The sequence below is a fragment of the Kitasatospora sp. McL0602 genome (genome assembly GCF_052076145.1).
Taxonomy (GTDB): Bacteria; Actinomycetota; Actinomycetes; order Streptomycetales; family Streptomycetaceae; genus Kitasatospora.
This window is the reverse complement of sequence record NZ_CP197246.1, coordinates 3,839,074-3,858,058: the sequence shown is the minus strand read 5'-3', so window position 1 is coordinate 3,858,058 and position 18,985 is coordinate 3,839,074. Positions and strand designations below refer to the sequence as shown.

The following is an 18,985-nucleotide window of genomic DNA, read 5'->3' as shown; positions in this document are numbered from 1 at the left end:
AGTCTCCCGAGGAGAGCGCGAGCCGCGAGTCGCACGCCGTGACACCAGCCGTGAGGAGACCTGTCGACGTGAGCAGCAGGCCGATCCGAGGTGCTGCCCGCCTCGCCGCGATACTCGACGCCCTGCCCGATGCGCTGTTGCTGGTGAACAGCAACGGCACGGTGGTCGACGCCAACAAGGCAGCCGTGCAGACGTTGCAGGCCCCCGGCACCTCGCTGGTCGGGAGGGGCGTGCTCGACCTGCTGCCGGAGTTCGACCCCAGCCGCATCCCCGGCTCGATGCGCCCTGCGCCGCGCGAGCCCGAGGGCCTGGACCAGCCCGTCCGGATGACCGCCCGGCGCACTGACGGCTCTGCCTTCCCCGTCGAGGTGTCCGGCAACGACTTCACCGACGAGGCCGCCGCCGAGGGCCGCTACGCCCCGTACGACTCGTACCGGGACTCCGTCAGCTCGACCGGCTCCGACCTGCTGCTCCTGCTCGTCCGCGACCTCTCCAGCCGGCTCGGCGTCGAGGCGGAGCTGCGTCGCCAGCACAAGCAGACCGAGATGATCCTGCGGGCCGCCGCCGAGGGCGTGCTCGGGGTCGACCTGGAAGGCCGCGTGGTGCTGGTCAACCCGGCGGCCGCGCACATCCTCGACTACCGGGCGAGCGAACTCGGCGGGCGTGAACTCCACCCGCTCATCCAGCACTCCCAGGCCGACGGCAGCCCGCTGGCGCTGGAGGGCTCGGCACTGCTGGACACCCTGCTCTCCGGGCGCAAGCACCGGGTGCGCGGCGCCGTCCTCTGGCGCAAGGACGGCCGCCCCGTCACCGTCGACCTGACCACCGCGCCCGTCCGGGACGGCGAGCAGTTGGTCGGCGCCGTGATGACCTTCACCGACCGCACCCACGAGCTGGCCCTGACCGCCCGCAACGAGCACCTGACCGCCGTGCTGGAGAGCGAACTCGGCAGCGCGCTGACCACCCTGCACCGCCGGATCGACGCCCTCGCGGGCGACCCGGCCGGGCAGCTCTGGCCCGAGGCCAACTGGACGCTGCGCCGCCTCGCCGACGAGTGCCGCCGCTTCGGCACGCTGATAGACGGTGTGCTGGGCCACCAGCGCTTCGAGGACGACCTGGAGAGCGGGCGGACGACGCCCGAGCGCGAGCCCGTCCGGCTGGACAGCGTCGTGCAGGCCGCCGTCGAGCGGGCCGGTGAGCTGGTCGGCGCCGGGCGGGTGCGGTACTCCGTGCACGCGGCCGCCGTCGAGGTGACGGCCGACCGCGAGCGGCTCGCCCAGGCGCTGGCCCACCTCGTCGCGGACGTCAGCGGCGTCGCCCTCTCGCTGGACGGGCCGGCCGCGCCCACCGCCGAGCCGCTCGGCGTGCCCGCCCTGCCGCCGGTCGGCGGCGACACGCCGATGGTCGTGGTGGCCGCCGCCCAACGCGGCGAGGTCGCCCGGATCGAGGTCCGCGGCCCGGCCCGGCAGAGCAGCCCCGTGCACCTGCCGATCGCCCGCTCGATCGTCGAGCGGCACGGCGGTGTCCTCCAGCGCCACGAACTGCCCTCGCGAGCCGGCACGACGTACGTCGTCGAGCTGCCGCTCGACCCGGCCGCCGTCACCAAGGCGGCCTCCGAAGGGCAGCGGAGCGTGCCCAAGGAGACCGACACGGCGATGCTGCCGGACCTCCCGGAGGTGCCGCCGAGGCCGTCCGAGGCTCCGGTGGCCGGCGCGGCGGCGGACCCGCAGGAGGACGTCACGGCGGAGGCTGCGCCTACTTCTTCCTCTCCTGCTTCTGACGGGACGTCCGGCCGGGGTGCGGCGATCGCGCTCGGGCCCGGTCCCAGTGCGGAGGCCCAGCCGGTGGCGCAGCCGGTGTCCCAGCCGGTGTCCCAGCCGGCAGACCGGCCGGTGGCCGAGGCTGAGCAGGGCGAGACGGCCGGGCGTTCGGGCCGTCGGCGGAGAGCGGCGGCCGAGGCCGCCGAGCCGACCCCGGCTGCTGCGCTGTCGATCCCGGGCATCCCCGACCCCGGCACACCGCTCTACCCCGGGCTGGAGCACGCGCTGCCGCTCGCGCCGCCCGAGCCCGTCGCACCCCCGGCCGTGTCGCCGACCGGCCGCCGTCGGCGGCTGGCGCTGCCCGCGCAGGCGGAGGCACCGAGCAGCGGCGCGGAGCTGGAGTTGGCGAAGGCTCCGGAAGCCGCACCGGTACCCGTGCCCGCACAGGCTGAGCAGGTGGAGCAGCCGCAGCCGGTCGGCACCGGGCTGGGCGAGCTCTCGCCGCCGCGTCCGCTGGGCGGGTTCGCGGGCGCTTTCCCGCAGGCCTTCCCGCAGGCCCCTGCCGCTTCCCCCACCGCTTCCAGCGCCGCCGAGTTGCCCGCGGCGGCTCCGGCTCCGGCCGAGGAGCCCACCGCGCTGCTGCCGGCGGTGACCGCCACCGCTCCCGAGCCGGTCGCACAGCTCGCACAGACCACGCCGCCCGCGCCGGTCGAGCCCCGCACGCCGCCGAGGCCGGTCGCCGAGCTGGCCCGCTCCAGCGCCGAGGAGCCCGACCCGGCGGAGGCGACGATGATCGTCCCGGCCGTCGACGGCGAGGCCCGGCGGCTGCTGGTCTGGCCCGAGCCGGACCCGTCCACCAAGCTCGCGCTCCAGGCCCGGGGCTACCGCCCGGTGATCGTCCGCTCCCGCGAGGAGGTCGACGCGCAGGTCGCCGCATACCCGGCGGCGCTCTTCGTCGACCCGCTGACCGGGCCGATCACCCGGACGGCTCTCCAGTCGCTGCGCACCGCCGCGCTCAACAGCCGGGTGCCGGTGCTCGTCACCGCCGGGCTCGGGCAGGCCACCCGGGACGCCGCTTACGGCGCCGACCCCGCCGTGCTGCTGCGGGCGCTCGCGCCTCGCGACAGCGAGCAGCACGCCCCCCGGGTGCTGCTGGTCGAATCCGACCCGGACATCGCGGCGGCGCTGATCACCAGCCTGGAACGGCGCGGCATGCACGTCGAGCACGCGACCAGCGAGAACGACGCCGTCTCCCGCGCCAGCAGCGTGCAGCCGAACCTGGTGGTGATGGACCTGCTCCAGATCCGCCGCCGCCGGCTCGGCCTGCTCGACTGGCTGCGCACCAACGACCGGCTGCACCGCACCCCGCTGGTCGTCTACACCTCCGTCGACCTCGACCCGCAGGAACTGCCGCGTCTGCGTACCGGCGAGACGGTCCTCTTCCTCGCCGAGCGCTCGACCAGCGAGGACGTCCAGTCCCGCATCGTCGACCTGCTCGGCCGGATCGGCGCCCTGGGCGAGGTCACGGCCGCCGGACTCTGACGGTCCGACGGCCTGACGGCCCTTAGGGTCAGTTCTTGCCGAGGAGGGTGACGTCGAGGTGGCCCTCGGCGTACTCGGCGCGGATGACCTTCTTGTCGAACTTGCCGACGGAGGTCTTGGGGACGGTCTCGACGACGGACCAGCGCTCGGGGAGCTGCCAGGAGGCGATGCGGTCGGCGAGGAAGGCGCGCAGGTCGGCGAGGGTGGCCGTGGCGCCGGGGCGCAGGACGACGGTGGCGAGGGGGCGTTCGCCCCACTTGTCGTCGGGGACGGCGACGACGGCGGCCTCGGCGACCTCGGGGTGGGCCATCAGGTGGTTCTCCAGCTCGACCGAGGAGATCCACTCGCCGCCGGACTTGATGACGTCCTTGGCCCGGTCGGTGAGGGTGAGGTAGCCGTCGGGGGTGATGGTGCCGACGTCGCCGGTGCGCAGCCAGCCGTCGGGGCTGAACTTGTCCTCGGGGCGCTCCGGTTCGTTGCCCGCGCCGCCGTAGTAGGCGGCGGCGATCCACGGGCCGCGGACCTCCAGCTCGCCCGTGCTGCTGCCGTCGTGCGGCATGAACTCGCCGCCGGGGCCCGCGAGCCTGGCCTCGACGGAGGCGGGGAAGAGGCCCTGGGTCACGCGGTAGGGCCACTCCTGCTCGGCGGTGAGGCCGCCCGGCGGGCGGGAGAAGGCGCCGAGCGGGCTGGTCTCGGTCATCCCCCAGGCGTGCACGACCTTGATCGCGTGGCGTTCCTCGAAGGCCCGCATCAGGGCGGGCGGGCAGGCCGAGCCGCCGATGACGACCATCCGCAGCGAGGAGGTGTCGTAGGAGCCGGCGTCGAGCTCGTCGAGCAGGCCGTTCCAGATGGTGGGGACGGCGGCGCTGACGGTCGGCCGGACGCGGGCGATCATCTCGGCGAGCGGCTTCGGCTGGAGGTGGCGGTCGGGCATCAGCAGGTCGGCGCCGGACATGAAGGCGGCGTGCGGCATGCCCCAGGCGTTGACGTGGAACATCGGCACCACGGGCAGCGCGGTGTCCTGGGCGGTGAGCGCGAAGTGGTCGGCCGCGTTGACCTGGAGGCAGTGCAGGTAGACCGAGCGGTGGCTGTAGACGACGCCCTTCGGGTCACCGGTGGTGCCGGAGGTGTAGCAGAGGGCGGCGGCCCGGCGCTCGTCGATCTCGGTCTGCCACGGGTAGTCGGTGGGGCGGCCCGCTATCAGCTCCTCGTAGCCGTGCACGGTGCCCGCGAAGCCGTCCAGCAGCGAGCGGTCGGCCGGGCCGTTGACCACGATGTGCTTCAGGGTGGGGTTCAGCTGCGGCAGGATGCCGGCCAGCATCGGGAGGACGCTGCCGTCGACGATGACGACGTGGTCGGCCGCGTGGTTGACGATGAACGCCAGCTGGTGCGTGGGCAGCCGCAGGTTGAGGGTGTGCAGCACCGCACCCATCGACGGCACGGCGAGGTACGCCTCCAGGTGCTCGGCGTTGTTCCACATCAGGGTGGCCACCCGCTGGTCGCCGTCGACCCCGAGCTCGTCCCGCAGGGCGTGCGCCAGCTGAGCCGCCCGCGCGCCGACCTCGGCGTAGCTGCGGACCACCGGGCCGGTGCCGTCCCAGGTGGTGACGGTCGAGCGGCCGTGGATGGTGGACCCGTGAACCAGAATGCGGGCGACGGTGAGCTGGACATCCTGCATCGTGCTGAACACGCGGGCCTCCTTGACCGGGCGGGCGGTGGGGGCAGCCGGCTACTGGCTGGTAGGCATGGGCTGCTCAGCGCTGATTCTGGCGGTCGGGGTGGTGGTTGTCAGCCACCTCGGCCCGACTGAGAGATGCGGCTCACCCTGCTCGGGCGGTCAGGTCGCCACCAGGCCGTCGACCTGGTCGCGGTCGATCGCGACGGTGCTTCCACCGTACGTCTCGCGGACGTCGCCCTGGTGCTGGTGGATGCGCTGGTGGAAGGCCCACTGCTCGGCGCCGACCGCGCCGTTGCCGTCGGTCGACGTACGCCCGTCCCAGCGGGCGTACCAGACGGAGTCCGGCATCGGGGAGCTGCCCGCGCGGGCGGCGGCGGCGAGGTCGCTGACGCCGGAGTCGGCGCTGGAGTAGAAGCCGGAGTGGTAGCCCGCACCGTGCAGGGCCTGCGTCCAGCCGAGCGTGAAGTCGACCACCGCCTTGGCGCAGGCGGCGTCGCCCCGGGCGTACGACTCGATGTCCAGGTAGACCGGGGTGCCCTTGCCGAGCCCGAGGGCGCCCACCGCCCGGACGGCCTCGGCGGCCTCGGCCCGGCCCTGGTCCACGGCGGTGGCCGGATCGATCCGGTGCGGCTTGTGGGTGGAGTTGGTGCAGGGCGCCTGGAGCCCGACGTGGGTGGGCACCAGCTGCCAGCCCATCGCGCGGACCTGGCGGACCCACGCCGCGGTCAGCCGGGGCTGCTCGCAGGCCCGCTGGCTGCCGCTGGTGTAGATGCCGACGGCGCGGTACGGGGAGGCGGCGTACCAGTTCTTCATGACCGCCACGTCCGGGGCGCTGCACGCGTCGAAGCCGGGGCCGGTGAACACCTTCGCGGGCAGGGCCTCGCGCCGCAGGCGGGAGTCGGGCAGCACCGTCGGCGGCGGCCGGACGGCCGTGGTGGCTCTCGCGGCCAGCTCGACGGGGTGGACCTGATCGGCACTCTCGGCGCTCCCCGCGGTCAGCGGAGCCAGCGGGTCGGTGGCGAGCAGCAGGACGAGGGTGGCCGCCGTGAGGGCCGCCGGGCCTAAGTAGCGCATCCTTAGGTGGTACTGATTTGTCATCATATGAGCGGTTGCGGCGCGCCGGACGGACCGCGCGTTTCACCCGCCCGGCCGTACCCCTCCGACCCTCGCCCGGATCCTGGTAACGGGCTTGCACCAGGAACGCTCCTGACCGCAGACTCGGCAGCATGCCCACCACTGCCGACTCCTGCGAGCCGATCGTCAGCACCCCCGGAGCACCCCCGGGGAGATCCTCCGGCGTCTCGGACCAGCTGCGGCGCCTGGGGACCATCCCGGCGCCGCTTCTCTGTGTGGCGGCCATGTTCGCCGTCCAACTCGGCATCGCACTCTCCCAGCCGCTCTTCGGCCCGCTCGGCGTGACCGGCGCGACCTTCCTGCGGATCACCGTCGCCGCCGCCCTCCTGCTCGCCTTCACCCGCCCCCGGCTGCGCGGCCGCAGCCGACGGGATCTCGGCTCGGCCGTGCTGCTCGGCCTGGCCTCCGCCGGGATGACCCTGCTCTTCGCCGGGGCCGTCGACCGGCTGCCCATGGGCACCGCCGCCACCATCGAGTTCCTCGGCCCGCTCGGTGTCGCGCTCGCGCTCTCCCGGCGGGCCGGCCACCTGCTCTGGGCGCTGCTCGCCGGGGGCGGGGTCGCCCTGCTCACCCTGCTCGGGGGCTCCGGCTCCGGCGGAGGCGCGGGCGGCGGTTCGGGCGGCGGGGCGCTGGACCCGGTCGGGCTGGCCTACGCCTTCGGGGCGGCCGCCTGCTACGCCGGGTACATCCTCTTCACCGAGAAGGTCGGCGCCGCCTTCGAGGGCTTCGAGGGCCTGGCGGTGTCGTTCACCATCGCCGCCGTCGCGCTCGCCCCGTTCGGCCTCGGCCGGGCCTGGCACGGGCTGGCCACGGCCGACCACCCCGGGCTGCTGCTGCTCGGCGTCGCCGGGGTGGCGCTGCTGCTGCCGGTGCTCCCCTACCTGCTGGAGATGACGGCGCTGCGACGGATGCCGCAGCGGGTCTTCAGCGTCCTGGTCAGCCTCGAACCCGCGGTCAGCGCGCTGGTCGGGCTGGTGGTGCTCGGCCAGCTGCTCGGGGTGGCGCAGCTGGCGGGCATCGCCTGCGTGGTCGCGGCGAGCGTGGGCGCAACGCTGACGGCGCGGCGGTAGCGGCTGTTCCTGTAAGGGATGTGCTGATGGGCGGGGCCGCATGCGGCCCCGCCCATCGTGCCTGGAGGAGGTGACCCTTCCCACTCCCGGCCTGCTGTTCGGTCGTCGGTCCGTCTCCGGGCCACGGGCGCCGTACGGTCCGGGGTGCTCAGCTCACCCGGACCGGCACCCGCGGCGCGCCGACAGCGCCCCCGCTGTCAGTCGGACGTCCGCGAGCCGTCGGCGGTCAGTGGAAGACGGGCGCGAAGACGAAGTGGATGTCGCGGTTGGACTGGTCGTTGAAGACGAAGCCCGAGTTGTGGTCGACCTGGAAGTTGTTGTTCTGGTTGGAGGCACCGGAGCCTGTGGCCGTCTGCTGGGTGGCGTTGTAGTTGCCCGAGACCGAGCCGAAGATGTTGCCGCTGTCGTGGTTGGAGACGACGCTGCTGTTCGATCCGTCACCGGCCAGCGCGCCGTTGTCGGCGGCGGCAGCGCCGGCCCCCGCGATCAGCAGGCCGGCGGCGAGCGGCGCGGCGACCAGCAGGCCGACCAGTCGAGAGGTGCGAGTGCGAGCCATGAGTGCCTCCAGAGAGCTGACAGCCCGTCAGAGCTGTGCGTCAGTTCGTTCTTAATTCACTTGCTGTTAGCGGGAGTTCGCGGCCAGACGAACCCCTGCGGGCTGCGACGCCGAGACACAGACTTGCGCACCGGCTCGGCGGACCGCCAGCAGTTGATCTCCTTTTCGCCCGTTAGCGTGACTTTCCGGCCCGTACGCATACTCGGAGGAGGACGGGTTCGTGGGCAGACACACCGCCGACCACCTGGGGGTTCCCCCGGACGGCCGGAGCCGGGCGGCCCGCGCCCGACGGCGTGCGACGCGGCAGGCCGAGCAGCTGCGCGCCACCCCGGCGCACTCGCCGAACGACGCGCCCCCAGGCAGCGCTTAGAGCGTCTTGCCCGGGTTGAGGATGCCGAGAGGGTCGAAAGCGGCCTTCACCCGCCGCTGGAGCTCCAGACCGACCGGGCCGAGCTCGCGGGCCAGCCAGTCGCGCTTGAGCAGGCCCACCCCGTGCTCGCCGGTGATCGTGCCGCCGAGCCGCAGACCGAGGGCCATGATCTCGTCGAACGAGACCTTCGCGCGCTCGGTCTCCGCCGGGTCCGCGGCGTCGAAGACCACCACCGGGTGGGTGTTGCCGTCGCCCGCGTGGCTGACCACGCCGATGGTGAGGGCGTACCGGTCGGCGATCTCAGCGACGCCGCGCAGCATCTCGGCCATCCGGGAGCGCGGCACCGCAACGTCGTCGATCATCGTGGTGCCCAGCCTGTCCAGCGCGGGGAGCGACAACCGGCGTGCCTGGAGCAGGAGTTCGGACTCGGCCTGATTCTCGGCGGGCACCACCTCGGACGCCCCGGCCGCCCGGCAGAGCTCGGCCACCGCCGCGATCTCGGCCACCTGCCCCGGCCCGTCGAAGGCGACCAGCAGCAGCGCCCGGGTCGACTCGGGCAGCCCCATCCGGGCCATCGCGTTCACCGCCCGCACGGTGGTGCCGTCCATCAGCTCCATCAGCGAGGGCGTGAACCCGCCGGCCATCACCTCGCAGACCGCCTCACAGGCCGCATCCGCGCTCGGGAACTCCGCCGCCAGCGCCAACTGCGGTTCAGGGGCCGGACGCAGGGCGAGGACGGCCTCGACGACCACCCCGAGGGTGCCCTCCGAGCCGACCAGCAGCCGGGTCAGGTCGTAGCCCGCGACACCCTTCGCCGTGCGGCGGCCGGTGCTGATCAACTGGCCGTCGGCGAGCACCACTTCGAGGCCGAGCACGTACTCGCTGGTGACCCCGTACTTGACGCAGCAGAGCCCGCCCGCGCCGGTGCCGATGTTGCCGCCGATCGTGCAGGACTCCCAGCTCGACGGGTCGGGCGGGTAGGCCAGCCCGTGCTCGGCCACGGCCCGCGACAACTCGGCGTTGAGCACCCCGGGTTGGACGACGGCGATCCGGTTGACCGGGTCGATCTCCAGGATGCGGTTCAGCTTGAGCAGGCTGAGCAGGATGCAGCCGTCGACCGCGTTGGCGGCGCCGGAGAGGCCCGTCCTGGCTCCCTGCGGCACCACCGGCACGCGGAGTTCGGTGGCCGTGCGGAGCACGTGCTGCACCTGCTCGACGCTCTCCGGCAGCACGAGCACGGCGGGCTCGCCCGCCGCACAGAAGCCCGCCATGTCGTAGCGGTAACTCGCCAGCACGTCAGGGTCCGTGACCACGGCCGCCGCAGGCAGCTCTCGCAGGAGTCGATCCACCAGGTCGGTCACTACGGCCTCCGCTCTCGCGCTGCTATGCCTCCGCCAACCAGCGTAGGCCCGCCCCGCACGAACCAGGGGCGCGGGGAACTGCGCGAGTTCGGAAGGCACCGGACCGTTACTCCCGGATTCGCGCAGTTCCCCGCGCCCCTGGGGGTTAACGCCCCAGTCCGTGCAGCTGGGGGCTCGCCAGAGCGTCAGCTGAGGGCTTCGCGGCCGTGCGGGGTGCGGAAGAGGGCCGGGTCGGGGCCGTGGGCGACGATGCGCGTGGGGTTCACCATGTCGTGGGTGTAGTAGTAGTGGCGGCGGATGTGATCGAAGTTGACCGTCTCCGCGAAGCCAGGGGTCTGGTAGAGGTCGCGGATGTATCCCCAGAGGGCCGGGTACTCGCGGATCTGGCGGATGTTGCACTTGAAGTGGCCGTGGTAGACCATGTCGAACCGGATCAGCGTCGGCCAGAGGCGGATGTCGGCCTCGGTGATCTGGTCGCCGACCAGGTAGCGGCGGGTGGTGAGCCGCTCCTCCAGGGCGTCGAGCCTGGCGAACAGCGCGGTGACGGCGCGGTCGTACGTGGCCTGGGTCTTGGCGAAACCGGCCCGGTAGACGCCGACGTTGACGTCCTGGTAGATCTCCCGGCCGACCGCGTCGATCTCCTCGCGCAGCGGCTCGGGGTAGATGTCGGGGGCGCCCTCGCGGTGCAGGGCCTTCCACTCCGTGTTGAGGTCGAGGGTGAGCCGCTCGAAGTCGTTGCTCACCAGCTTGCCGCTGGCGACGTCGACCAGGGCGGGGACGCTGACGCCGCCGGTGTAGTCGGGCTCGGCGCGGAGGTAGGCCTCGCGCAGGGCGTGGATGCCGAGTACCTCGTCCTTGCCGCCGGGGTTGCCGTTCTCCTCGGAGAAGACCCAGTGGTACTCGCCGTCGATCATCTCCTGGGCGGAGTCGGTGATGGCGAGCGGGATCGCCTCCTCCAGCCCCATCAGGCTGCGGGTAAGGATCACCCGGTGCGCCCAGGGGCAGGCCCAGCTGGCGACCAGGCGGTAGCGCCCGGCCTCCACCGGCCAGCCGTCCCGGCCGTCGGCCGTGATCCGGGCGGTGAAGTGCTGCGGCACCCGGACGTGTTCGCGAGGCGCAGTCTGCTGGGTCTGCTCGGCGCTCATGATCCTTCTTCCCACTGGTTCTCAGGCGCCGGCCGGGCGCGGCCGCAACGCGGCGAGCTGCTGCTCGAACGGGATCAGCTCGTCGATCCGCTCGACCCGCTCGGGGGCCTTGCCGAGCAGCTCGGCCAGCTCGCCCGCCGCGCGGGTGACGCGGGAGCTGAGGGCGTCGGTGCCACCGGCCGTGCCCCAGTCCTCGGAGGCCGCGAAGACGGCCGTCGGCACGATCTGCGCGCGCAGGTAGGCGAAGAGCGGCCGCAGGGCGTACTCCAGGGCGAGCGAGTGACGGGCCGAGCCGCCGGTCGCGGCGATCAGCACCGGCTTGCCCGCCAGCGCGGTGTTGTCGAGCACGTCGAAGAAGGACTTGAAGAGCCCGCTGTAGGAGGCGGAGAAGACCGGGGTGACGACGATCAGCGCGTCGGCCTCGGTGACGGCCTCGATCTCGGCGCGCAGCGTCGGGCTCGGGTAGCCCGTCAGCAGGTTGTTGGTGATGTCGCCGGCGACCTCGCGCAGCTCCACGACCTTGATGTCGCACGGGAGTTGGCGGTCGGTCTCGGCGGCCAGCCGATCCGCCAGCAGGCGGGTGGACGAGGGCTGGCTCAGGCCTGCACTGACGACGACGAGCTTGGGCATCTCCGGTCCTCCTGGATTCAGCGGCCGGCAGCAGCGGCGGCGATGGCGTCGGCCTGGGCGGGGTGCACCGGCCCGGACGGCACGGTGGCCGGGCGGCCGTTGGCGAACTCCTTGCGGAGCACCGGCAGGACGTCCTCGCCGAGGATGTCGAGCTGCTCCAGCACGGTCTTCACCGGGAGGCCGCCGCTGTCGACCAGGAACAGCTGGCGCTGGTAGTCGCCGAAGGTCTCGCGGAAGCTCAGCGTCTTGTCGATGATCTCCTGCGGGCTGCCGACCGAGATCGGCGTCTGCTCCATGGTCTCCTCCAGCGACGGGCCGCCCTTGTAGACCGGGGCGTTGTCGAAGTAGGGGCGGAACTCGCGGATCGCGTCCTGGGAGTTGGGCCGCATGAAGATCTGCCCGCCGAGGCCGACGACGGCCTGCTCGGGGGTGCCGTGGCCGTAGTGCGCGTACCGGGTGCGGTAGAGCTCGATCAGCTTCTGGAAGTGCTCCTTGGGCCAGAAGATGTGGTTGGCGAAGAAGCCGTCGCCGTAGTACGCGGCCTGCTCGGCGATCTCGGGGCTGCGGATCGAGCCGTGCCAGACGAACGGCGGCACGCCGTCGAGCGGGCGCGGCACGGCGGTGAAGCCCTGCAGCGGGGTGCGGAAGCGGCCCTGCCAGTTGACGTTGGTCTCGCGCCAGAGCTGGTGCAGCAGTGCGTAGTTCTCGATCGCGAGCGGGATGCCCTGGCGGATGTCCTGGCCGAACCAGGGGTAGACCGGGCCGGTGTTGCCACGGCCGAGCATCAGGTCGACGCGGCCGTCGGAGAGCTGCTGGAGGGTCGCGAAGTCCTCGGCGATCTTCACCGGGTCGTTGGTGGTGATCAGCGTGGTGGAGGTGGAGAGGATGATCCGCTCGGTCTGCGCGGCGATGTAGCCGAGCAGGGTGGTCGGCGAGGACGGGACGAACGGCGGGTTGTGGTGCTCGCCGGTCGCGAAGACGTCGAGGCCGATCTCCTCGGCCTTGAGGGCGATCGCGACGGTGTTCTTGATCCGCTCGCGCTCGGTCGGCGGGCGGCCCGTCAGCGGGTCCGCGGTGAGGTCTCCGACCGTGAAGATCCCGAACTGCATGGTGTCCACTCATCTCCGTAGCTTGGTCGGCCGGCCGCTCACCGGAACTCCTTGGACAACATCCTGAGTCGTGGGGAATTCCGTGCGCGAACACCGGCCCCGCACTGCGTCACCTCAGCGGGGCCGGTGTTCGTCCAGCGGACGGTCAGCGGGCAGCGGCAGCCGTGGAGTTGGCCACCATCGGCGTCGAGGACTCGGCACCGGACTCGGCGAAGACGGTGGCGCCGTGCAGCCACTCGACCTTGTCGTGGAGCTGCTCGGCGGTGAAGCCGGCCAGCATCTCGTTGCGGGCCTTGGCGGCGTCGCCGACGGGGTGGTAGAGCTGACGGCCCATCTCACGGGCGAGCAGCTGGATGGCGCCGGTGCGCTCCCGCCGCTCGGCGTTGAACTTCTCGAAGCGCTGGGCGAAGTCGAGCTCGCAGCCGCCGATCAGCTCGCCGAGCACCACCGCGTCCTCCAGTGCCTGGCAGGCGCCCTGGGCGGCGTACTGGAGCATCGGGTGGGCGGCGTCGCCGATCAGCACGACCTTGCCGTCCGTCCAGGTGTCGATCGGGTCGCGGTCGCAGAGCACCCAGGCCTTCCAGTCCTCGCCGAGCTCCAGCAGCTGGCGCGGGATCTCGCCGAGCATCGGGAACTCGTTCAGCACGAAGTCCTTCTCGACGGACTTGCCGATCACGGCCTCCGTCGCGCCGTCGTCGCGGGTGGCGGCGAGGTTGAAGTACTTCCCGCTGCCGATCGGGTAGTGGACGAAGTGCCACTTCGGGCCGGCCCAGAGGGTGACGGTGTTCCAGCGCAGCTCCTCCGGCACCTTCTCCATCGGGATGACCGAACGGTAGATGGTGTGGCCGGACACCTGCGGGAAGCCGTCGCCGACCAGCTGCTTGCGGACGAAGGAGTTGATGCCGTCGGCGCCGATCAGCGCCGAGCCCTGCACGTCCTCGCCGGAGGCCAGGTGCACGGTGACGCCCATCGCGTCCTGGCTGTAGCTGAGCAGCTGGGTGCCGGTGCGCAGCTCGATCATGTCGGAGGCGCGGCAGGCCTCCAGCAGCGGCGCGTACACGTCGATCCGGTGGACGACGGCGTACGGGTTGCCGAAGCGCTCCCGGTACTCGCCGGTGAGCGGCATGGCGGTGACCTTCTCGCTGGTCGTGCCGTCCATGAAGCGCAGCTCGTCGATGTGCACGGCCCGCTCGCGGACCTCGTCGCCGACGCCGAGCTGGTCGAGCGCGTTGAACGCGTTGGGGCCGAGCTGGATGCCCGCACCGAGCTCGGTGAAGGTGTCGCGGCTCTCCAGCACGACGACCTCGTGGCCCTGCCGGGAGACGCTGAGCGCTGTCGCCAGCCCGCCGATACCGCCACCGGCGATGAGAATCTTGGCCATCTTTGGCTCTTCTTCCTCGTGAGAGTCGTGCGTAGCGGGGGGTGGGTACTCAGCTCGCCTGCGGACCGAAGAGGCGGTGGAGCTCCTCGTGGAAGCCGGGGAAGGTCTTCCCCACGCACTTCGGGTCGTCGAGCGTGATGCCGGGCACGCGCAGCCCGAGCACCGAGAAGGCCATGGCGATGCGGTGGTCCCGGTGGCAGGCGATGGTCGCCGCCACGGGGGTGCCGGGGTGGACGGTGATCCGGTCCGGACCGTCCTCGACCCGGATGCCGAGCGCGCGGAGGTTGCCCGCGACGGCGGCGATCCGGTCGGATTCCTTGAGCCTGGCGTGGCCGATGCCGTCGATGGTGATCGGGGCGTCGGCGAGGGGTGCGACGGCAGCCATCGTCATGAAGGTGTCGGAGATGTCGCCCATGTCGACCTCGAAGCCGCCGCGCAGCGGTCCGGTGCCCGTGACGGTGGTGGCGTCGGCGCCGATCTCGACCCGCGCACCGGCCTTCGCGAGCACCTCGACGAAGCGCAGGTCGCCCTGGAGGCTGTCCCGGCCCAGGTGCGGCACGGTGACGGTGCTGCCGGTGAGGGCGGCAGCGGCGAAGACGTAGCTGGCGGTGGAGGCGTCCGGCTCGATCCTGATCCGGGTGCCGGTGTACCCGCCGGTCTCCACCCGCAGGGTGCTGTCCCGGCCGTCCGTCGTCTCCGTGACCCGGGCGCCGAAGGTGCGCATCAGCGCGACGGTCATCGCGATGTACGGGCGGCTGACCAGGCCGGCGACGGAGACCGTCAGCGGCTCCCGCATCAGCGGCGCGGAGAGCAGCAGACCGGTCAGGTACTGGCTGCTGGTGGAGGAGTCGAGCTTCAGCTCGCCACCGCGCAGCCCCCGGGCGTGGACGGTGAGCGGCAGGCCGCCGCTCCCGCCGGGTTCGACCCCGGCGCCGAGCTCGGCCAGCGCCCTGGTGAGCGGGCCGAGCGGGCGGGCGGTCAGCTGCTCGGTGCCCTCGAAGCGGAACTCGCCCTGCCCTGCGGCGGCGAGCACCGGCAGGAAGCGGGCTGCCGTGCCCGCGTCCGCGCACCAGATCCGGGCCGGGCCGGTGGGGGCTCCGCCCGCACCGCCGACCTCCCAGTGGTCCGCCCCGACCTCGACGGGTACGCCGAGGTCGGTGAGGGCCGTACGGAAGGCGACGGTGTCCTCGCTCTCCAGTGGGTCGTCGAGCCGGGTGGGGCCGGCTGCGGCGGCTGCCAGGAGCAGCACTCGGTTGGTGATGCTCTTGGAACCGGGTATGCGGGCGATCACGGCGTTGCCTTCTGTTCGTCGTCAGATTCGAGCACCGAGCACGGACCTGGGGGCGCGGGGAACTGCGCGAGGGCGGAAGGCTGAGGCGCCGCCGCTCCCGCTTCGCGCAGTTCCCCGCGCCCCCCGGGGGCCCACCAGCTGCGTCAGGCCGTTGCGCCGCCGTCGAGCACGAGGTCGTGGCCGACCACGAAGCTGGACTCCTCGCTGGCGAGCCAGAGCACGGTGGAGGCGATCTCCTCCGTCTTGGCGACCCGCCCGATCGGCACGTCCTGCTGGACGCGGGCGTCGCGGTCGGCGACGGTCTCGCCGGGGCGCTGCGCCTGCTCGGTGTCGACCGAGCCGGGGCTGATCGCGTTGATCCGGACGCCGTCGCGGATGTACTCGCGGGCGGCGGTGCGGGTCAGCGTGGAGAGCGCGGCCTTGGAGGCGGCGAAGGCGCCGAAGCCGGGGACCCGGCCGTGGATGCCGATGTTGGCCGCGGTGTTGATGATGACGCCGCCACCGTTCTCCTTCATGTGGGCGATCTCGTGCTTCATCAGCAGCCAGACGCCGGTGAGGTTGGTGGAGAGGACGTCTCCCCACACCGCCTCGCAGATCTCGGCCAGCGGCGTGGGCTCACCCGTGATGCCGGCGTTGTTGAAGGCGATGTCGATCCGGCCGTGCCGCTCGACAGTGGTCTTGACCAGCCGGATGACGTCCATGCCGTGAGTCACGTCGGCGGGTATGGCGTCGGCGACGCCCCCCTCCTTCTCGATCAGAGCGACGGTATCCCTCAGATCGCTGGGTTCGCGCCCGGCCACCATCACCGTCGCGCCCTCACGGGCGAAGGCGAGTGCCGTGGCCCGGCCGATCCCGGAGCCGCCTCCGGTGACCAGGGCGACCTTGCCGTCGAAGCGTGCCGTCATCAGGTTCCTCCTGTGATGGGGGGATGTGCTCTGCGGTCTCAGGCTGCCGCGATGAGAGTGTCGAAGTCGGCTGCCGTGGCCCGGATCTCGTCGACCACGGAGCGCAGCGCATCGGTGAAGTAGGCATCCGTCGCTTCGAGGAAGCTGCTCTCCCGGAGGGCACGCTCGGTGGCCTCCGGGGCGAGGCACACGGCGATGGTCATCTGGAGCCGGCCGTCCGCGGCGCGGTCGATCTGGTTCATGATGAACTCGAGCTCGGGGTCGCCGGGCTGACGGTAGGTGATGCTCAGCTCTTCGGGCTGGATCTCGATCCGCTGGAAGACCACCCGGCCGTCCTTGAGGATCTCCCGGGTGAATCCACCGGAGAAACGATCCAGCACGTGGCACTCGGTGATCGCGGGCACATAGGCCATCGGATTCTCGGCCTTGTGGAGGAGCTGCGCCCAGAGCTGCTGGGCATCGATCTGCGTCGCGCCGGAGCCACCGTCGGAATTGACCGGAATGCTCCAGGACATGGTGACCCCGGACATTGCATCCTCTTCCTGATATCAGCCGATCCACTCTCTCTCGGATGAAACTCTGGATCAGCCCGTCAGGAAGGGTCAACGGCGGTTTTGCGACTTCGTCAGTTGATGATTACTGCGTCAACTACCAAACAACTCCTGGTCACAGCGCAGGGGATCCCGGATTTTCCCGGAATCCCCTGCGGTACATCTGGCCGACGGGCGATCAGGCGCTCTCGAAGCCGCGCTTCAGCGCGGAGGCGATCTCGACGGAGCGACGCGCCTGGAAAGCCATCGCGGCGAGGTTCTCCTCGGTCGGGCCGGAGTGGCCGTGGTTCGAGACCGAGCTGGTGCCGTACGGGTTGCCGTTGGTCTCGCCGAACTGGACCTGGTCGGCGTAGCCGGGGGCCACGATGATCGCGCCCCAGTGGTAGAAGGTGTTGTTCAGCGCGAGCAGGGTGCTCTCCTGGCCACCGTGCTGGGTGGAGGTGGAGGTGAAGGAGGAGACCACCTTGTTCTCCAGCTTGTGCTGGAACCACAGGCCACCGGCGGTGTCGATGAACTGCTTGAGTTGGGCGGCCGGGAGGCCGAAGCGGGTCGGGGTGCCGAAGAGCAGCACGTCGGCCCAGTCCAGGTCGTCGAGGGAGGCCTCGGCGATGTGGGCGGTGGCGGCGGCGTGGTCGGCCCACTCCTTCTTGCCCGCGACGACGGCGGCGGGGGCGAGCTCCGCGGCCTTGCGCAGGCGGACCTCGGCGCCGGCCTTCTCGGCCGCCAGGGCAGCTTCCTGGGCGAGCTGGTAGACGTTCCCGGTGGACGAGTAGTAGATGACGGCGACGTTCGTCACTGTACGCAACTCCTGTTCGGACGGAACTCAGAATGTGCGGGGTGCCGTGGTGCGCCCGCCATCGTGAGTTTTGCCCCGGAGCCGCCGACCCGGCAAACCGTCCTCGGGTACTTCATCACCTTGCGGCACAGGTGATTTGGACGTACACCTTTGTGCGTACACCTGACGTGGCGGCCGCCCGTGCCGCCCGCCCGTGGTGCCGGCCCGTCAGGCGATCTGCATCGTGCCCATCATCCCCATCGCGCCGTGGTCGAAGAGGTGGCAGTGGTAGAGGTACGTGCCGCGGTAGCTGTTGAAGGTGAGCTGGATCCTGACGGTCTCCCCGGCCAGCAGCGCGACGGTGTCCTTGAGGCCGGCCTCGCTCGCGTCGGGGGCCTTGCCGTTGCGCTCCAGGATGCGGAACTGCACCAGGTGCACGTGGAAGTTGTGCGGGGCCCGGACGTTGGCGTTGGTGATCGTCCAGACCTCGGTGCTGCCCCAGGCGACCTTGGTGTCGATCCGGTTCGGGTCGTACGTCAGGTCGTTGATGTACGCCATCGGGTCGGCCCGGCCGTCCTCGTCCATCCGCAGGACGAAGGTGCGGTTGACGGTGGCGATCGCGGGGGTGGGCAGGGTGCGCAGCCGGTTCGGCACCCAGCTGAAGTCGAAGGCGTCGCGGACGACGTCGAAACGCATCACCTTGCCGACCAGGTCGGCGGGGCCGGGGCCGGTGTTGTTCAGCAGCACCAGCTGGGTGCCGACGTCGTAGCGGGAGAAGTCGATGACGATGTCTGCGCGCTCGCCGGGTGAGAGCTTGAGCTGGGTGGTGGTGTTGGGCGTCGCCAACAGGCCGCCGTCGGAGCCGATCTGGGTGAAGGAGCCGCCGTCGGAGAGCGCCAGCACGAAGAACCGCAGGTTGGTGGAGTTCAGCACCCGGAAGCGGTACTTGCGGGCGGCGACCTGGAAGTACGGCCAGGGGCGGCCGTTCACCAGGATCGTCGTCCGGTTGAGGAAGTCACCCATGGTGTAGACGAGTTCGCCGGTGGTGTCGATGTTGACGTCCCGCAGCACGAGCGGCACGTCGTAGGAGCCGGAGGGCAGCGGCAGCGAGCGCTCGTTTTCGTCGGAGAGCAGGTACATCCCGGACATACCCCGGTAGACGTGCTCCGACTCCACGTGGTGCGCGTGGTCGTGGAACCAGAGCGGCGCGCCCGGCTGGTTGTTCGGGTAGGTGTAGGTCTTGCTCGCGCCCGGGGCGACGGTGTTCATCGGCGAGCCGTCGCTGTCCATCGGCACCTCGGCGCCGTGCAGGTGGACGGAGGCGACGGTGTCCAGCGCGTTGGTCTGGTTGACCACCACCCGCCGGCCGGACCGGGCCTTGATCGTGGGGCCGGGGAACTCGCCGTTGTAGGTGTGCACCTCCGTCCGCAACCCGGGGATGATCTCCTTGACGGCCTTCTGCATCGTCACCGTGTAGTAGTCGGTGGTCGAGGAGCTCGAGGTCGGCTGGAGCACCGGCGGAGTCGTCAGCGGCACGGCGAACTGCGGCGTGGTGGCCGGCCCCGCGACGGCAGCGGTGGCCGCCTCGGCCGAGCCGCGGGTCAGCAGCGGGGCTACCAGCCCGGCACCGCCGACGATTCCGGTGGTCACCACACCGGCCTTGAGCGCGCTTCTTCGTGACACCTTGCGAGAAAACATCGATCCACTCCCCGTCCCTACGCACGTGT

General features: G+C 71.7%; 16 protein-coding genes. 3 read left to right on the top strand and 13 right to left on the bottom strand.

From position 1 onward, the window contains the following. Positions 1-68: 68 nt before the first annotated feature. Positions 69-3,302, top strand: a complete 3,234-nt coding sequence (locus tag ACR68M_RS17515) for a PAS domain-containing protein (RefSeq protein ID WP_441251453.1) — start codon at positions 69-71, stop codon at positions 3,300-3,302. A gap of 28 nt (positions 3,303-3,330) precedes the next feature. On the opposite strand, the gene ACR68M_RS17510 is transcribed toward ACR68M_RS17515, so the two are convergent. Then, a complete protein-coding gene (locus ACR68M_RS17510; RefSeq protein ID WP_441251452.1) occupies positions 3,331-4,992 on the bottom strand; it encodes a long-chain fatty acid--CoA ligase in 1,662 nt (553 codons plus the stop codon). Positions 4,993-5,139: 147 nt separating this feature from the next. Continuing rightward, a complete protein-coding gene (locus ACR68M_RS17505; RefSeq protein ID WP_441251451.1) occupies positions 5,140-6,054 on the bottom strand; it encodes a DUF1906 domain-containing protein in 915 nt (304 codons plus the stop codon). A 152-nt stretch (positions 6,055-6,206) separates the two neighbouring features. Here ACR68M_RS17505 and ACR68M_RS17500 point away from each other — a divergent pair, with 152 nt between their 5' ends. Beyond that, a complete protein-coding gene (locus ACR68M_RS17500) occupies positions 6,207-7,184 on the top strand; it encodes an EamA family transporter (RefSeq protein ID WP_441251450.1) in 978 nt (325 codons plus the stop codon). A gap of 226 nt (positions 7,185-7,410) precedes the next feature. Here ACR68M_RS17500 and ACR68M_RS17495 read toward each other — a convergent pair whose 3' ends face one another. Then, positions 7,411-7,740, bottom strand: a complete 330-nt coding sequence (locus ACR68M_RS17495; protein ID WP_441251449.1) for a hypothetical protein — start codon at positions 7,738-7,740, stop codon at positions 7,411-7,413. A 220-nt stretch (positions 7,741-7,960) separates the two neighbouring features. Here ACR68M_RS17495 and ACR68M_RS17490 point away from each other — a divergent pair, with 220 nt between their 5' ends. Next, positions 7,961-8,110: a hypothetical protein gene (locus tag ACR68M_RS17490; RefSeq protein ID WP_441251448.1), complete on the top strand. Its 150-nt coding sequence runs from the start codon at positions 7,961-7,963 to the stop codon at positions 8,108-8,110. Here the strand turns inward: ACR68M_RS17490 and ACR68M_RS17485 are convergent. The 10 genes from ACR68M_RS17485 to ACR68M_RS17440 all read right to left on the bottom strand — a co-directional run bounded on the left by ACR68M_RS17485 (position 8,107) and on the right by ACR68M_RS17440 (position 18,956). Next, entirely contained in the window at positions 8,107-9,471 is a 1,365-nt protein-coding gene (locus tag ACR68M_RS17485; protein WP_441251447.1) for an FAD-binding oxidoreductase, read from the bottom strand. The genes ACR68M_RS17490 and ACR68M_RS17485 overlap by 4 nt on opposite strands. A gap of 185 nt (positions 9,472-9,656) precedes the next feature. Then, the gene (locus tag ACR68M_RS17480) at positions 9,657-10,616 is read right to left on the bottom strand and encodes a glutathione S-transferase family protein (protein ID WP_441251446.1); all 960 of its coding nucleotides are present in this window, start codon (positions 10,614-10,616) and stop codon (positions 9,657-9,659) included. Positions 10,617-10,637: 21 nt separating this feature from the next. Next, positions 10,638-11,246, bottom strand: a complete 609-nt coding sequence (locus ACR68M_RS17475; RefSeq protein WP_441251445.1) for an FMN reductase — start codon at positions 11,244-11,246, stop codon at positions 10,638-10,640. 17 nt (positions 11,247-11,263) lie between these two features. After that, positions 11,264-12,355, bottom strand: a complete 1,092-nt coding sequence (locus ACR68M_RS17470) for an LLM class flavin-dependent oxidoreductase (protein ID WP_441251637.1) — start codon at positions 12,353-12,355, stop codon at positions 11,264-11,266. Between the two features lie 145 nt (positions 12,356-12,500). Beyond that, on the bottom strand, positions 12,501-13,736 hold the full coding sequence (locus ACR68M_RS17465) for a 3-hydroxybenzoate 6-monooxygenase (RefSeq protein WP_441251444.1): 1,236 nt from the start codon (positions 13,734-13,736) through the stop codon (positions 12,501-12,503). Between the two features lie 49 nt (positions 13,737-13,785). Further along, positions 13,786-15,027 (bottom strand): 3-phosphoshikimate 1-carboxyvinyltransferase, encoded by a 1,242-nt coding sequence (aroA, locus tag ACR68M_RS17460; RefSeq protein WP_441251443.1) that lies wholly within the window; start codon positions 15,025-15,027, stop codon positions 13,786-13,788. A gap of 143 nt (positions 15,028-15,170) precedes the next feature. Beyond that, positions 15,171-15,932 (bottom strand): SDR family NAD(P)-dependent oxidoreductase, encoded by a 762-nt coding sequence (locus ACR68M_RS17455; protein WP_441251442.1) that lies wholly within the window; start codon positions 15,930-15,932, stop codon positions 15,171-15,173. 38 nt (positions 15,933-15,970) lie between these two features. Continuing rightward, the gene (locus ACR68M_RS17450) at positions 15,971-16,462 is read right to left on the bottom strand and encodes an AtaL-like protein (RefSeq protein ID WP_441251441.1); all 492 of its coding nucleotides are present in this window, start codon (positions 16,460-16,462) and stop codon (positions 15,971-15,973) included. A gap of 199 nt (positions 16,463-16,661) precedes the next feature. Beyond that, positions 16,662-17,279, bottom strand: a complete 618-nt coding sequence (gene wrbA, locus ACR68M_RS17445) for an NAD(P)H:quinone oxidoreductase (protein ID WP_441251440.1) — start codon at positions 17,277-17,279, stop codon at positions 16,662-16,664. A gap of 207 nt (positions 17,280-17,486) precedes the next feature. Next, positions 17,487-18,956, bottom strand: a complete 1,470-nt coding sequence (locus ACR68M_RS17440; RefSeq protein ID WP_441251439.1) for a multicopper oxidase family protein — start codon at positions 18,954-18,956, stop codon at positions 17,487-17,489. Between the last annotated feature and the right edge of the window lie 29 nt (positions 18,957-18,985).

Bases quoted from the DNA above. Each gene is read 5' to 3' on its own strand.
- ACR68M_RS17475 (WP_441251445.1), bottom strand. From the start codon at position 11,246: ATGCCCAAGCTCGTCGTCGTCAGTGCAGGCCTGAGCCAGCCCTCGTCC.
- ACR68M_RS17500 (WP_441251450.1), top strand. From the start codon at position 6,207: ATGCCCACCACTGCCGACTCCTGCGAGCCGATCGTCAGCACCCCCGGA.
- ACR68M_RS17455 (WP_441251442.1), bottom strand. From the start codon at position 15,932: ATGACGGCACGCTTCGACGGCAAGGTCGCCCTGGTCACCGGAGGCGGC.
- ACR68M_RS17465 (WP_441251444.1), bottom strand. From the start codon at position 13,736: ATGGCCAAGATTCTCATCGCCGGTGGCGGTATCGGCGGGCTGGCGACA.
- ACR68M_RS17505 (WP_441251451.1), bottom strand. From the start codon at position 6,054: ATGCGCTACTTAGGCCCGGCGGCCCTCACGGCGGCCACCCTCGTCCTG.
- ACR68M_RS17450 (WP_441251441.1), bottom strand. From the start codon at position 16,462: ATGTCCGGGGTCACCATGTCCTGGAGCATTCCGGTCAATTCCGACGGT.
- ACR68M_RS17480 (WP_441251446.1), bottom strand. From the start codon at position 10,616: ATGAGCGCCGAGCAGACCCAGCAGACTGCGCCTCGCGAACACGTCCGG.
- ACR68M_RS17495 (WP_441251449.1), bottom strand. From the start codon at position 7,740: ATGGCTCGCACTCGCACCTCTCGACTGGTCGGCCTGCTGGTCGCCGCG.
- ACR68M_RS17440 (WP_441251439.1), bottom strand. From the start codon at position 18,956: ATGTTTTCTCGCAAGGTGTCACGAAGAAGCGCGCTCAAGGCCGGTGTG.
- ACR68M_RS17470 (WP_441251637.1), bottom strand. From the start codon at position 12,355: ATGCAGTTCGGGATCTTCACGGTCGGAGACCTCACCGCGGACCCGCTG.